Here is a 14,025-nt window from a genome sequence, read left to right on the forward strand (position 1 = left end):
TCAATCTAATGAAGTTTCTCAAATTTGTAACCATCGTGTGTTCAAAACCCACATGTCCTGCCAGACACCGCAATATATGAAAATGGGGCGTAGCAGTTAATCCTAAGTAATTCTGTCAACTATATAAGGCAGGGACGATCATACATCTTAGTCCCCGAAAGAGTGACAATTGACAACCATTTCTGACTGTTAAGAATGATGCCATGGTGGATCATCTTAGTGGAAATATGTATTGTTATGACTGTAGGTGCAGGTGCGCGCGCTCCTCAAAAGCAAGCCAACGAAGAGATTCGCCTCTTATCATTTGGTGACTTTTTGAACATCCTCTAAAAGAAATCATCAAACTAATTCTGTTTGATGATTTCTTTTATCTTCTATTACATTACTTCTGTTGTCCATTCGTGACTATCCAGCAATCTTCCAGTTTGAATCCCCGTAATCTCATCATACAACTTTTTAGATAACTCCCCAATCTGATTGTTGTTGATGACCATATTTTGCCCTAACCAGTTCAACTCCCCAACAGGAGAAATAACAGCGGCCGTTCCAGCGCCAAATGCTTCTTCCAACTCCCCATCTGCGTATGCTTGGTACAATTCCTCGATAGATATTTTTCTTTCGACAACTGGTACTTCCCACTCTTTGAGTACTTCAATGATCGACATCCTAGTAATCCCATTTAAGATGCTTCCATTTAATTCTGGGGTTACGACTTCTCCATTGATTTTGAAGAAGATATTCATACTGCCGACTTCCTCGATGTATCTTTTCTCCAGCCCATCTAACCATAAAACATCTGCATTTCCTTCACTTTTTGCTTTCGCCTGTGCTTGGTAACCCGATGAGTAATTTCCCGCTGTCTTTGCGGTTCCTGTTCCACCTTTCACAGCTCTGGTAAACTGCTCCTCTACATTGATGCTGACAGGACGTATGCCCCGGAAAAGTAAGAACCAACAGGGGAGAGAATAATCATAAATTTATAAGATTGCGAAGGCGCTACAGAAAGATTTGTTTCAGTTGCAATAATAAATGGACGTATATAAAGAGAGGTCCCCGCTGTTGTGGGAATCCAATCTTGCTCAAGGCTAATCAATTGCTTAAGGTAACTCATCACACTTTCTTCATCGATAGCCGGAATACTTAGACGTTCGCTTGAGAGATTGAGTCTTTTTAAGTTCTTATCAGGCCTAAATAATAGAATACGATTATCTTCAGATCGATATGCTTTTAAGCCTTCAAATACAGTTTGTCCGTAATGAAAAATCATTGAGGCAGGATCTAATGTTATAGGTTCATATGGAACAATCCGGGGGTTAATCCAGCCTTTATCCATTTCATAATCCATAATAAACATATGGTCCGTAAATGTTTTCCCAAATGCAATCTGATCTTTTTCCGGTTTAGGTTTTTTGTTCGTACTCTTTACGATTTCAAGTTCTTTTTCCATTTTTTATAGCTCCTTATAATGTATAGTTTTTGGTCATTCTATTTTGAATTTCAACTAAATAATAGTAAGATCAATTAAAGTCCACTTTTGGGAAACAGCCTCTTTATCCTATAAAAAGAACACCCTAACAGGAGGATGCTATTTTATGATCGATCATAAAACCATTGACCTTTTAACAGTTTCACTACATGTTTAAACATTTCTTCCCTTTGCACTAAACCTTCTGTGAAAATTCCAATCGCGCCTTCATGTTTTCTTACGTCTGTTTTCTGTGTGAAAGCATCGATTAAATCCCCAAGCTCTCTTCCTGTTTGTAATCCTTTCTTAATTTCATCCGGGAGTGGTACACGTGCACCACTAGCTTTATAAACATTTTCTTTTTGATCAACAAGGGCTCCCCAGTTACAAAGATATAGTTCATCTTCTATTTCCATCACACCGCCTTCTAAACCGATGCCGATGTTACTTTTCTTTATAGCTGCGCATTCGCGTGCGCGGTTAATTGCCCCTTCTAGTGTCTCTTGATCAGAAAAAGGTTGAGCTGCAACCTTAGACTGGGCTTCCACCCCGATGACTTCATCTTCTGCAAAGATCTGTTTTACAGAATCGATTTTTGTCGGGTTGAGTGAACCTATATAAATTCTCACAGGTGATGACACCTTCCTCACTAAAAAATTTCATTTTCTAGCATAGCACAAAGCCACACCATGTAAAATACGTGCTAGGTGCGGCTTTGTGTTCATAAATGGTTATACATTTGATCTGATTAAATCCACCGTATTTTGATCAGTTGATTTCACAAGTTTTACAATCAGCTCTTTTGCAGCCGCATAATCATCGATATGAATCATAGAAGAAGAGGTGTGGATATACCTTGAACAAATCCCAACAACCGCTGATGGAACACCATTATTCGTCATATGAACACGTCCCGCATCCGTTCCCCCTTGAGACACAAAATATTGGTAAGGGATATCCTCTGTTTCTGCAGTATCGAGAACGAATTCTCTCATTCCACGATGTGTTACCATCGATTTATCGAGAATACGCAGAAGAGCCCCTTTACCTAATTGACCAAACTCCTTATCATCTCCACTCATATCATTAGCGGGAGAGGCATCGAGTGCGTAGAAAATATCAGGTTCGATCATTTGAGAAGCTACTTGGGCACCGCGTAGCCCAACTTCTTCTTGTACAGTTGCTCCGGAATACAACTGGTTGGATAATTTCTCTCCTTTTAACTCTTTCAATAATTCTATAGCTAAACCACAGCCGTAGCGATTATCCCAGGCTTTCGCCAGAATTTTTTTGTCATTTGCCATCGGTGTAAACGGGCAAATAGGTAGAATCGACTGACCAGGCTTAATGCCAATAGCCTCTGCATCTTCTCTATCATCTGCACCGATGTCTATGAGCATATGTTTCATCTCCATTGGCTTTTTACGTTGCTCTGGTGTTAAGTTATGAGGAGGAATCGAGCCGATCACACCCACTACAGGACCTTTATCTGTCAGCACCTGGACACGTTGTGCTAGTAAGACCTGACTCCACCAGCCACCTAATGGTTGGAAGCGAATCATCCCGTTTTTAGTAATTTGTGTCACCATAAAGCCAACTTCATCCATATGGCCGGCGACCATCACTTTAGGTCCTTCTCCATTACGGACGCCAAAAACGCCACCTAAACGATCCTGTATGACTTCATCTGAATAGCTTTCCAATTCTTTTTTCATAAAATGGCGAACATGATGTTCATTGCCAGGTGCCCCTGGGAGTTCAGTGAGTGTCTTAAACAGATCATGTGTCTCTTGATTCATGTTATGTACCTCTCCTTTTTGATTGTATACGTTATAGTTTAACGAAAAAATGCGAACGTTTCTACAAATCAGTTTTTTTCTTGTTATGATTTCCTTTTATAAGGGAATTCTAGTATACTGGGTAACAGAATATAGATTTGAGGTGAGTGAACTATGAATTGGAAAAAGGTTGCAATAGCTGCAGGTGTTGGAGCACTTGCTGGTTATGTCGTGAAAGAACAGGTGGCAAATAAACAAGGCGTCACTCCTGAAAAAGCTTTAAAAATTGCTAAGGAAGCATTCAAAAAGCAAGGACCTATCAGCGGTTCATGGATTTACATGAAGCCTGAGGAACTGAACAAAAATGGAATCAACTATGAAGTTTATCGTGGTGGAATTTCTAAAAACCAGGATGGTGAAACCTCCCAATACGAATTCTTCATCGACTCCGAAACTGGAACCATCATCGATGTAGCAGAGGAAAGCGCATAATACTGAATAGCGAAGAGGGCGTTAAGGCGTCCTAGTAGAGACTTATACGTGACCAAAGTTAAACATAGAAACCCCCTGCACTGTGTGATTATTATTTAGTGCAGGGGTTTCTTTTATTCATAGTCATGTGCAGTTCTTTCTACCTTGTGGATTACTTTCCCATCCTGGTCGAACTTTAGTGCACGATAGTGAGCATCATGGTAAAAGACATACCATGCCTCTTTCCTATAACCATACTCCATCCATTTCTTCTTTTCATGAACAGATGTCACTGGGTAGTCATCATAGGCAAGGGCCCAAAGGACATTTTGGTGGGCATGTGTTGGCATGATGTCTGCCATATGAATAAATGTCTCTTCCCCATCTTCAAAGACAACAATGGAATGCCCGTCACTATGACCGCTCGTATGAATCATCTGTAAGCCTGACAAAACATCAATAGAATCAGAAAATGTATGTACAAGTGACTCTACTGGTTTCCAGTTCGCTTCCCAATACGTATTTCTAGAGCGAATGTTCGGGTCCTTCATTTCATGCCATTCGGTTTCATTCGTATAAATCTTCGCATTCGGGAAAGCCGGAACAAGTTGCTCCTGATCCCACGCTGTCAAACCACATGCATGATCAAAATGTAAATGGGTCATTAACACATGATCAATATCCTCACGTTTTAAATCCAGATCTGCGAGGCTTTGATCAATACCTGACTCTTCATAAACCCCATAATTTCTTTTCTGCTTATCCGTAAACTTACCATTACCTACACCAGAATCAATGATTAAATTTTTCCCATCAATTTGGAGCAAAATCGGATCGGTCCGAAGTTCAATTTGGTTTTTATCATTTACAGGATATTTGCGGCTCCAGAGTGGTTTAGGAACGACACCAAACATAGCCCCGCCATCCATATGAGTGACTCCGCCATTTAACCACGTTAATACAGCCCTGCCCACTTTCATTGTTTCCAAAAACTCTCTCCCCCTCACTACGTTCTGAAGCTATTCTATCATAGCGAGGGCAGGTTTTGAAAGCGTTATCACTCTTTAAACCGAGCTGTGCAACGATAAATCGGCTGTCCTTTAGCAGAAAATTTCTCTTCATATTCTGTCTGCACATTCAATGGGTCATCTAGTGCATGAAGGTCTAAGGAAATATCCTCTAAAACCATCCCATATTGTGAGAGGCTGGAAAGAGAATATTCGAACAATCCACGATTATCTGTTTTAAAGGTTACTGCTCCTTCTCGTTTTAAAACATCTTTATACTGATCTAAGAAAGTATGGAACGTCAGTCTTCTTTTCTCATGACGGCTTTTCGGCCATGGATCCGAGAAATTCAAATAAATGTGATCAACTTCACTTGTAGCAAAGAGATCACGCAAGTCCTGTGCATCCTCATTTATGAGTCGTACGTTTTCTGTTTCCGCATCAAGGACCTTTTTTAACGCCCCTACGATTACACTTTTGACACGCTCAAGGCCTATAAAATTAACCTCAGGATGCTGTTTGCCCATCCCTGCAATAAATTGTCCCTTTCCTGAACCTATTTCTAAATGTAGCGGCTGTTCTTTATTAAATACATCATTCCATTTGTCTTTTAGGTTAAAAGGGTCTCGAACAACAATTTGACTGTTTTCATCCATATAGTCATCCGCCCATGGTTTATGTCTCAAACGCATTTGGTGAAATTCCTCCTTATATTCGTTAAAAGCTTACCATGAATAAGAGGTGTAGTTAAAGTTTTTTATGATTATGAAGCAAACACATGTATGTAAGCTTATATAGCTATATTAGTGATCATATGCCAGCTATATTTAGACCAGCATGACTTACTCGGCTATAATCTGTTATATCAAGAAAATCAACTATTGGGTTGTAAGCGCTTCCTGATATATGATTGTAAACATGATATGAGCTTAAGCTAGAGACTCATAAAAACGTTATAGGAGTGAGTATAAATTAATGAATCTAATTCGCGGAATTATTGAAATGACTGTACTTGCCATGTTCTCTGTACTATTTGCAGGATACGCTTTATTTATATACCCATTTGAAAAATTAAATGAAAAGATGAGCTCAGAAGTACGTGAAAAGAAACTTAAATATTCAGCACTTTCCCAGTAAATAGTTGATGCAAAAAAGACGTTGTCCGGCATACCGGACAACGTCTTTTTTACTCTATAAAGACCGTAGAAAGACTTACACCAGGAGTTCTAGTACAAGTCCTTCTAGGCAGAAATAATTTGATAACGGATCATCATTTGTTTCAGGCTGCTCATTCTATTTTCAGCTTCCTGATATTCTCCCCGCATCATATGCCATTGAATAAAAGCTAAAGCCTGAGAAACGGCATACCAAGTCATTCGTTTAAATAAATGCGAACTTGGCTTCACGCCATATTGGTGGAGCCATTTGTTCCAGTCTTCCTCTGGGATGTAGGAATATAACAGCATACCAAGATCTAATGCCGGGTCGGCCACCATCGCATTGTCCCAATCGACCAAATAGAGTTGGTCCTTAGATGATAGCAGCCAATTATTATGATTCGTATCACAATGGCATACAACATGATAATTAAATTCCACTTCAAGGACATGTTTTTCCAGATATGAAATCGCTTGATGCATTTCAATCCCGGGTTCTACCTGTCCTAATATTTTTTGATTTTGGATAATATCTTTTAAAACTTCTTGGGGCTAAGTGGATGTTTACCTAGTCTCATAAGCATATCCAGTAATTCGGAGGAATGGTGGATCTTACTTAGCAGTTCAGCAACCCTCGGATGCTTCATTTCTTCTGTATTCAACTCTCTACCCTCAAGCCAATCCTGGGCTGTGATTACATCCCCGTTCTCTAACCTCTTCGTCCAAATTAGCTTAGGTACAATTCCTTCAGCAGAAAGAACAGCAAGAAAAGGTGAAGAGTTACGCTTTAAAAATAAACGTTTCCCTTCGTTTTGAGCATAATATGCTTCACCCGTGGAACCTCCAGCAGGCGTAATTGTCCAATTGTTTCCTAATATGTGCTCCAACCAGTTCACCTTCAATTCCTCAAATCTTCCTGTGATGGCATTACGTATTTATCTTCTATCAGTATATCGTATATAACAAGAAATCTATATCCAACAATAAGACACCTTTTAATAGATTAACGCAAAAGCCTATCAGCTTTCAAGGAATATCTTATTAAGTATGAATGATCATCTCTTGGTCAGCTTTTTGTAATCCCCATATATTTATTCACTAGCACCATCCATTTCCCATTCGGGGCGTTTCACTGCTATTGTTTTTGTGTGGCGAACGAGTAAATCTGCTATTTTCAATTGATTGTGTTTCAAAGGGGAATTCAGCTTCCTTTTCTCCTCTAACCAACCAGAGTAGGATAGTTCATCTATGTAGCTTGTTAAATAAGGAGCTTTTGGCCCATCAAATGAATGTGAAGGTGCCAAAACTACTTTATGGAAAGGAAACTCCAGACCATACGCTTGCATGACACTCTTAACAAATGTCTCTGTTCTTTTTAATCCGTGCATGGGGCTGAACATCTTGGAACGAACCCCTTTTTTCTCTACCTGCCAGCTAGATTCACTAGAAGGATAAATAGTCGTAACGTCCGGCATATCTAACACGGAAATAATTTCAATTTCGTGTGGACCTATTAGAATGATTTCCGACGCTTCAACTGGAACCGTCTTAATTTCAACAACGGAATGATACATGACTAAAAAAGTATCAGGTAGACGCTGCAAAAATAACTTCAGGATTTCATCTTTATAAACAGAATCATCAACGAAAGATTTCTTTTGCAATGTCGTAGTAGCCCATTTTATTTGGAAGGGAAGCAATCCATCGAGAAAATACTGTTTTAGTTCCAGCATTGTTCTCGGTGTCCATGTTTCTTCCTCGATATCTTCAGCATGACCCTCTACTTGTTTCTTCCTTAAAAAATGAAGCCAACGTTTATCCTTTTTATCTTCCTCTAAAGGACTCTCTTGCTTTTTCCCCTGCTGTTGCAGCTTCCCTTGCTCCCACAATTGCTTTATTTTCGTCCAATTTTCCTGCTTTAAACGAATATATTTGCTAGGGTATTGGTACATATTTGTTTCATACCTCGAAATGTAATCCTGCAGTTTAATTAACTGAGCCATTAAGTTTCACCTCCATTATCCAGGTTCACTTCACATACGACTTCATACTTAGGAGATTGCTGCGGGTGAATTTGATAGAGGCAGAAACGATCAACTTCCATAGAATAGCATTTTAGAAAATGGTCATGAACTTTCTTAGCTGACAAAGGGGATATCCCGCTGATCCACTTTTTCGCCAGTGTAACATGAGGTTTATACGTTCGATTTTCTCTTTCAAAGCCTACCTGTTCACAAAGTTGCTCTATGTCTCTTTTAATGCTTACCAAAGGAGAAGCAGCTTCAACTGATACATGAAAAACTCTCGGTTGATCCTTCTTTCCAAAGGCGTCTGCAGGTCCGAGCTGTAATTCAAACGGATCAGGCCATGATTTCTTTAGCAGTTCTTTTTTAATGGCTTCCAGTTGTTCTGTTGTGCAGGCGCCTAAAAACTTCAGCGTAATATGAAAGTCTTCAGGATGCGTCCAGTTTTTATATTTCATCTCCTCTCGCAGTATTTCTTGTAAATCTGCAAACTCATCTTGCCTTTCCTTTTGTAAAGGAACTCCGATAAAATAATGATTAGTTGTCATCCCGCAACACTCCATTTCACAGAACTGGTGACCAATTATGAACAACTGCAACGAAGCCAATGCCAACGAGACTCCTCATAGTGAAAATCCATACATCAATAAGAAGGCCGCCCATAAAAGTAACGCTGCCGGAATATTTAATCCTACAGAAATCCCCTGGACCATCGTCATAGGATAAACGGTAGAACTTGAAGGGGCAAACCTTTTGTTATTTCCCTTTGAAGACAAACAGGGGAATAATGAACCGGACCGAAGAATGCAAAAAAATAAAGGTTTGAATACGTTCTCTCTTTTGCCATTATTGCATGAAAGAAATTTCTCTCTTCACGAAGTTATTTAGTTAGTCGGTAGATAGAATCCGCGTAGATAGAGATCGCCTTGATCATATCTTTTATTCGCACGTGTTCATTTTTTTGATGAGCAGTATCAGGGCTGTCTTTGAACAAAGCACCATAGGCAACACCCGATTCAAGCGTCCGCGCATAAGTAGCGCCCCCTATAGCTTGTGTCATTTCGTTATCATTTGTAACCTCATTATAAATAGATAATAATGTTTGTACGTAAGGATTGTCCTCTTCTACATAGAGGGCTTGCAAGTGATCGTACAGTTCAAACGCCCCACCCTCCTGTTCAGCAAATTGTTTTAACTTATCAATTACAGTTTCACCATCAACAGTGACAGGATAACGCGTATTCACCCCTACTAGGCAGTTCTCTCCCTTATTCCAAGTGAGTGAGCCTATATTTAAAGTAAGTGAGCCAGAAGCTTCATCCACGTAATTCACCCCTATTGCTTCCCCAGTAAAATCATGAAATCGATGGTGAAGCTTTGTCACGATTTGCTTGTGTGCTTTTGGAAGAGGGAGCTCTTGTAAAAAAGCTAACAAAAAGATGGCCGCATTTTTACCCTGTTCAGGCTTACTGCCATGTGCCGGTGTCCCCTCAACTGTTATGGTGATTTCATCATTTTGCCTATCTACGTTTCCTTCAACATCTTTTGTTTGGAGGAAGAATTGGAATGCTTCCTCTATGTCATCAGCCGTTTTAATTTTCGCTACCGCTTGGGACGGAACCATATTTAGGCGATCCCCACTTTCTATCGTCAAAAGCTCACACGCCCCATGTGATTCATTGGATACCGGGAACGTTAGATAGGTATCTACTAACCCTTTTTCTGCGTTAATAACAGGAAAAGAGGCATCGGGTGAAAATCCGAATTCAGGCATATCTTCCTGCTTAAAATAATGTTCAATGCCCTGCCAGTCTCGTTCCTCGTCGGTTCCAACAATGAGCCGGACACGTTTGTTTGGCTTGAAGCCTTGATCCTTAAGCAGCTTCATAGCAATGTAGGCGGCCATTATCGGCCCTTTATCATCCTGTGCTCCTCGAGCATAGATGTTTCCGTGCTTAATGACAGGTATGAAGGGATCGGTTTCCCAGCCTTCTCCTGGCGGTACTACGTCAAGGTGGCCGAGGATACCGATAATTTGCTCTCCTTTTCCAAATTCGATGTGGCCAGCGTGGCCATCAACGTTCTTTATGACAAAACTATCTTTTTCAGCGATCTTAAGCATGGTTTGAAGGGATTGATCAATAGCTTCACCATAAGGAAAATCGGTACTCTTTTCATAAACACTTGGAATACGTAATAGTTGCGAAACTTTTTCTATATACTCTGATTCATATTGTTTACTTAGTGAAGTAAAGTTCATAGGGAGCCACCTTTTCTCATAATCTTCTCATAAGTAGGATCATCACAAACGACGTACAATTCAGCTTCGGCAGGCAATTGCTCATCCAGGCGGCGATTGATGGTAAGATCGCTGCCGTCTGCAATCAATGTTGCACCTTCATTTAATAATTCTTGAAATGCATGTCGGTACGTAACCCATGATGAGCGTACAGGGATATAATAAAGGTCATCACCTACAGAACGTCTCAAAAGCTGGCTATAGATCTCTGAAACACCTTTTCTAAAGGCTGATCTTACGGCAAGTGAAGAGATCGTTTCATTCGATACAATAAATTCATCCACGCGTGCATGCTGAAAGTTCTTAATATGCTTTTCTTCCATAATCTCTACAACGGTGTGAACATTAGGTGCTACAGACTCAATGGTGGAAGCAATCAACAGTGTTTTGCCATCAGCTACTTGATCATTCGTTACGTGATCATCTGCAAATATTAGGACAGATCGTGCACTTTTTACAGAAGCTTTTTCCAAAGTTTCCGCTTCTGAGGCATTGCCTTTTATGTAGTGAATATTCTCCTTTAATATTGGGGCTTCTTTCAATTCGTCAATGATAATGATTTCAACATCCTTATGAGTATCCACCATTTCGTTAACAGCAAAACGTGCTTTTTGTGACCAGCCAATAATAATAAAATGATCCTTGCCTTTAAACACGATATCACCCTCCAGCCGTTTTTTTCTAAATACTGCAAGTCCGTCAATGATCTTACCTATTACAATTCCAATCAAACCGATGCCAAATATGTAAAGAATAATCGCTATACCACGACCAGCTGCAGTTACGGGATAATAATCTCCATACCCTACTGTGGTCACGGTTGTCATCACCCACCAAAACCCATCGAATACGGTAGGAAATGTATCATTCTCAACGTAAACAACGAGGATTGAAGATAAAATCACGAGCAAGGCACTACTTATAAATAAGACGTAGTTGTTTACCTTTACCATTTTCAAAAAGAACTTTCTTAATAAAACCATCGTGTGCCTCCCCATTTTTTAACTATTTGTAAAGTATCTAGAAAACTCTGTAAATTTTGCGCGTTTTTCTAGCCGATTTGTTCTCATTGTTGTAATATGTAGATAACTTCATACATTCACTAGCACCGCGAGAATTCCAATGAATGATAATAAGGAGTGGTTTTTTGAATCATCCATCATCCCGTATGCTAAATCGGATCAAGGCTGTTTACTTGTATATTAAAGATCAGGGGACCGTTACGACTAATCAGCTAGCTGAAGAATTCGGTATAACTGATCGAACGATGCAAAGGGACTTAAGCATTTTGGAATACAATGGTCTTGTTTCAAGCCCGCACCGTGGAAAGTGGACAACAACTGAAAAGAGAGTCAAGATTTCATAAAATAGAAAAAGCAGAAAGATATGCTTACGAAATTTTCATCTAATGATAGAACACCCGGGGAAATCCCGGGTGTTTTTTACTATTCTAAATTAGTAATAGTTAGCAAATAATCAAGTTCTTCCTCAGTAAGTTCTCTATATTCCCCTAACTCAAGTTCAGGAGCCAGCATCAAACTTCCTATCTTTATTCGCTTTAAATAGGTAACTTTCTTGTCGACTGCCTCAAACATTCGCTTCACTTGATGGAACTTACCTTCCGTGATCGTCAGCTCTATTTCTGATTGGGCAGCTGAATGCGTAATGTGAAGGTTGGCTGGCTTTGTGACATATCCGTCTTCAAGAGTAACTCCTTCAGCGAAGTTTTGCACATCATTTTCTGTTACCTCACCCGCTATCACAGCATAATACGTTTTACCAATATCCTTCTTTGGCGTGGTCAAACGATGAGCCAGCTGGCCATCGTTTGTAATTAAAAGCAACCCCTCTGTATCCTTATCCAATCTACCGACAGGAAAGGGCTCAAAGACTTGATCTTCTATTTGAAGAATATCGATAACTGTTGGGTCGTTCGCATCCTTCGTAGCAGAAACTAAGTCACCCGGTTTATTTAACATTAAATAAATATACTCTCGATAGTCTACCTCTTCTCCCATGACAGTAACCATATCTTCATCTGGGTTCACATGGGTTTTGGGGCTCTTCTCAGGCTGACCATTAACTCTTATATTTCCGCCTTTAAGTAACCCTTTGACTTCTTTACGTGTACCATAGCCCATATTAGCTAATAATTTATCGATTCGCATATCCTTACCCCCTTTGCCCGCGTCTTAGAAACTTATCAAGTATCCGTACACGTCCTCCTAGTATCCTTTCGAGCAATGTTGTTTGGTAAGCCATCCATATATAGACGATTCCGCCTATCCCCGCACTGAGCATCAATATAAACAGGGCAGCCAGTCTGCTATCAAGCGGGTCCCACAGAAGGCCTATAGCCCATTTTATTAAAAAAACGACTGCAGCCATGATTGTAGTAACGATTATGATAAGCAAACTTCTTTTATATACTTGCTTGAATGAAAAATCAATCGCTCTATGAATCCGCCATAAATTTAAAGCTACAGCTACAAGGACTGCCAATCCGGTTGAAATAATCGATCCTTTTGCACCAAACATAACGATAAACCATGAGTTTGTAAGGAGCTTAATCGCAAGTCCTGAACCGAGACTGACTACAGCGAAGTTTTGCCGGTTTATACCTTGTAGAATGGACGATGTTACCGTATATAATGCAAAGAATAATCCAACGGGCGCATACCATCTAAGAAAATCCCCAAAATAACTCACCTTATCTACCCCATAAAAGGCTCCATAAGCCTCATTAGCGAGAACCGATAATCCCACAACAGCAGGCAGAATGAGCAGGGCGATAATCTGTAAAGCCTGATTAATTTGGTGATTTAACTGCCCCATGTAATTTTTAGTGTATGACTTTGTTATAGCCGGTAGTAAAGCAAGGGATAGACCAATGCCTAATGTCACAGGTATGATTACTAATTTATGACTTAACACATGGATAGCTGATAATGCTACACCGGAATTATCACCTAATCCAGCCACGGTCATCGCTTGTTTAAATGTAAATTGATCAATTAACTGATACAGAGGTGTCGCTATTCCAACCAACACAAATGGACCAGCGTAACCTAATAGTTCTTTATACATTGATTTCCTTGAAATATCATACGTGAACTCTTGCTGTTCTACCAGCTTATCCAAATGGGGTTTACGTTTCTTCCAAAACACAGCCAAGACAATTAATGAGGCAACTCCGCCTATGAAAGCCGCAAAAGTGGAAAAACCAATGGCTGTTGAAAGCTCCCCACCCAACACATTAAGTACAACGTACACCGAAACGAGTAAAAAGATAATCCGCACGATTTGTTCAATGACTTGAGAAATGCCGGTGGGAGCCATTGAGTCGTTTCCTTGAAAAAATCCGCGTATGATACTCATTAAAGGTATAATTAGTAGGGCAAAGCTGATCATACGAATAACAATCGTTACCTCGGCTACCTTAGTATTCGTAGCTTCATCCGACAAACTATGAATGGCAATTTGTTCAGCACCTAAAAACGTAATCAGAAACGCAACAATTCCTGTAAATCCCATAAGCAGCATGCCGGACCTTAGCATCTCACGTCCCGTTTGATAATCTTCAAGCGAATTATATTTGGAGACAAACTTTGAAACAGCCAAAGGCACACCAAGTGTAGATAAACTCAATAAAATATTGTATGGTGTATAAGCGTAGAAATACAGCTCCATACCGTCAGGGCCGACCATTTCCTCAAATGGGACTGTATAAATCATTCCTAGAAATTTTGACAGAAATGAGGCTACTGTCAGGATCATTGTACCTTTTAAAATTTTCGACATAATGTTATCTTCACCTTCAATAT

Annotated in this window: 13 protein-coding genes and 2 pseudogenes; 3 read left to right on the forward strand and 12 right to left on the reverse strand. The window is 39.9% G+C overall.

What is annotated here, in order from left to right; translation table 11 throughout:
- Positions 1-377: 377 nt before the first annotated feature.
- The 3 genes and pseudogenes from MUO14_RS04185 to MUO14_RS04195 all read right to left on the reverse strand — a co-directional run bounded on the left by MUO14_RS04185 (position 378) and on the right by MUO14_RS04195 (position 3,264).
- Positions 378-1,447: pseudogene (locus MUO14_RS04185) on the reverse strand (branched-chain amino acid aminotransferase).
- Positions 1,448-1,590: 143 nt separating this feature from the next.
- The gene (locus tag MUO14_RS04190; protein ID WP_244753812.1) at positions 1,591-2,094 is read right to left on the reverse strand and encodes a DUF84 family protein; all 504 of its coding nucleotides are present in this window, start codon (positions 2,092-2,094) and stop codon (positions 1,591-1,593) included.
- Between the two features lie 102 nt (positions 2,095-2,196).
- Positions 2,197-3,264 carry a M42 family metallopeptidase gene (locus MUO14_RS04195; protein ID WP_244753813.1) on the reverse strand — a complete coding sequence of 356 codons (1,068 nt, stop codon included), beginning with the start codon at positions 3,262-3,264 and terminating at the stop codon, positions 2,197-2,199.
- Between the two features lie 153 nt (positions 3,265-3,417).
- Here MUO14_RS04195 and MUO14_RS04200 point away from each other — a divergent pair, with 153 nt between their 5' ends.
- Positions 3,418-3,735 (forward strand): PepSY domain-containing protein, encoded by a 318-nt coding sequence (locus tag MUO14_RS04200; protein WP_244753815.1) that lies wholly within the window; start codon positions 3,418-3,420, stop codon positions 3,733-3,735.
- A gap of 113 nt (positions 3,736-3,848) precedes the next feature.
- Here the strand turns inward: MUO14_RS04200 and MUO14_RS04205 are convergent, their stop codons facing one another.
- Together MUO14_RS04205 and trmB are read right to left on the reverse strand one after the other, a co-directional pair.
- Positions 3,849-4,703: a YtnP family quorum-quenching lactonase gene (locus MUO14_RS04205; protein WP_244753816.1), complete on the reverse strand. Its 855-nt coding sequence runs from the start codon at positions 4,701-4,703 to the stop codon at positions 3,849-3,851.
- Positions 4,704-4,771: 68 nt separating this feature from the next.
- Entirely contained in the window at positions 4,772-5,413 is a 642-nt protein-coding gene (gene trmB, locus MUO14_RS04210) for a tRNA (guanosine(46)-N7)-methyltransferase TrmB (RefSeq protein ID WP_244753818.1), read from the reverse strand.
- A gap of 283 nt (positions 5,414-5,696) precedes the next feature.
- Here trmB and MUO14_RS04215 point away from each other — a divergent pair, with 283 nt between their 5' ends.
- Positions 5,697-5,858, forward strand: a complete 162-nt coding sequence (locus MUO14_RS04215) for a hypothetical protein (RefSeq protein WP_244753819.1) — start codon at positions 5,697-5,699, stop codon at positions 5,856-5,858.
- 104 nt (positions 5,859-5,962) lie between these two features.
- On the opposite strand, the pseudogene MUO14_RS04220 reads toward MUO14_RS04215, so the two are convergent.
- The 5 genes and pseudogenes from MUO14_RS04220 to MUO14_RS04240 form a co-directional block, all read right to left on the reverse strand.
- Positions 5,963-6,765: pseudogene (locus tag MUO14_RS04220) on the reverse strand (phosphotransferase).
- A gap of 204 nt (positions 6,766-6,969) precedes the next feature.
- Entirely contained in the window at positions 6,970-7,881 is a 912-nt protein-coding gene (locus MUO14_RS04225) for an NERD domain-containing protein (protein ID WP_244753821.1), read from the reverse strand.
- Complete coding sequence (gene thpR, locus MUO14_RS04230) at positions 7,881-8,450, reverse strand: RNA 2',3'-cyclic phosphodiesterase (RefSeq protein WP_244753823.1); 570 nt, start codon at positions 8,448-8,450, stop codon at positions 7,881-7,883. The genes MUO14_RS04225 and thpR overlap by 1 nt, the downstream gene beginning before the upstream one ends.
- A gap of 332 nt (positions 8,451-8,782) precedes the next feature.
- Positions 8,783-10,162, reverse strand: a complete 1,380-nt coding sequence (gene pepV / locus MUO14_RS04235; RefSeq protein WP_244753829.1) for a dipeptidase PepV — start codon at positions 10,160-10,162, stop codon at positions 8,783-8,785.
- Positions 10,159-11,184 carry an ion channel gene (locus tag MUO14_RS04240; RefSeq protein WP_244753831.1) on the reverse strand — a complete coding sequence of 342 codons (1,026 nt, stop codon included), beginning with the start codon at positions 11,182-11,184 and terminating at the stop codon, positions 10,159-10,161. The genes pepV and MUO14_RS04240 overlap by 4 nt, the downstream gene beginning before the upstream one ends.
- Before the next feature lie 143 nt (positions 11,185-11,327).
- Here MUO14_RS04240 and MUO14_RS04245 point away from each other — a divergent pair, with 143 nt between their 5' ends.
- Positions 11,328-11,567 carry a DeoR family transcriptional regulator gene (locus MUO14_RS04245; RefSeq protein WP_396265805.1) on the forward strand — a complete coding sequence of 80 codons (240 nt, stop codon included), beginning with the start codon at positions 11,328-11,330 and terminating at the stop codon, positions 11,565-11,567.
- A gap of 79 nt (positions 11,568-11,646) precedes the next feature.
- On the opposite strand, the gene MUO14_RS04250 is transcribed toward MUO14_RS04245, so the two are convergent.
- Together MUO14_RS04250 and MUO14_RS04255 are read right to left on the reverse strand one after the other, a co-directional pair.
- The gene (locus MUO14_RS04250) at positions 11,647-12,369 is read right to left on the reverse strand and encodes a pseudouridine synthase (protein WP_244753833.1); all 723 of its coding nucleotides are present in this window, start codon (positions 12,367-12,369) and stop codon (positions 11,647-11,649) included.
- A gap of 4 nt (positions 12,370-12,373) precedes the next feature.
- On the reverse strand, positions 12,374-14,002 hold the full coding sequence (locus MUO14_RS04255; protein WP_244753834.1) for a putative polysaccharide biosynthesis protein: 1,629 nt from the start codon (positions 14,000-14,002) through the stop codon (positions 12,374-12,376).
- Between the last annotated feature and the right edge of the window lie 23 nt (positions 14,003-14,025).

It is taken from the genome of Halobacillus shinanisalinarum (genome assembly GCF_022919835.1).
Taxonomy (GTDB): domain Bacteria; phylum Bacillota; class Bacilli; order Bacillales; family Halobacillaceae; genus Halobacillus_A; species Halobacillus_A shinanisalinarum.

What these genes read in the sequence shown, in the direction of transcription:
- MUO14_RS04195 (WP_244753813.1), bottom strand. Translation starts at nt 3,264, where the DNA reads ATGAATCAAGAGACACATGATCTGTTTAAGACACTCACTGAACTCCCA.
- MUO14_RS04200 (WP_244753815.1), top strand. Translation starts at nt 3,418, where the DNA reads ATGAATTGGAAAAAGGTTGCAATAGCTGCAGGTGTTGGAGCACTTGCT.
- trmB (WP_244753818.1), bottom strand. Translation starts at nt 5,413, where the DNA reads ATGCGTTTGAGACATAAACCATGGGCGGATGACTATATGGATGAAAAC.
- MUO14_RS04215 (WP_244753819.1), top strand. Translation starts at nt 5,697, where the DNA reads ATGAATCTAATTCGCGGAATTATTGAAATGACTGTACTTGCCATGTTC.
- MUO14_RS04225 (WP_244753821.1), bottom strand. Translation starts at nt 7,881, where the DNA reads ATGGCTCAGTTAATTAAACTGCAGGATTACATTTCGAGGTATGAAACA.
- thpR (WP_244753823.1), bottom strand. Translation starts at nt 8,450, where the DNA reads ATGACAACTAATCATTATTTTATCGGAGTTCCTTTACAAAAGGAAAGG.
- pepV (WP_244753829.1), bottom strand. Translation starts at nt 10,162, where the DNA reads ATGAACTTTACTTCACTAAGTAAACAATATGAATCAGAGTATATAGAA.
- MUO14_RS04240 (WP_244753831.1), bottom strand. Translation starts at nt 11,184, where the DNA reads ATGGTTTTATTAAGAAAGTTCTTTTTGAAAATGGTAAAGGTAAACAAC.
- MUO14_RS04245 (WP_396265805.1), top strand. Translation starts at nt 11,328, where the DNA reads ATGATAATAAGGAGTGGTTTTTTGAATCATCCATCATCCCGTATGCTA.
- MUO14_RS04250 (WP_244753833.1), bottom strand. Translation starts at nt 12,369, where the DNA reads ATGCGAATCGATAAATTATTAGCTAATATGGGCTATGGTACACGTAAA.
- MUO14_RS04255 (WP_244753834.1), bottom strand. Translation starts at nt 14,002, where the DNA reads ATGTCGAAAATTTTAAAAGGTACAATGATCCTGACAGTAGCCTCATTT.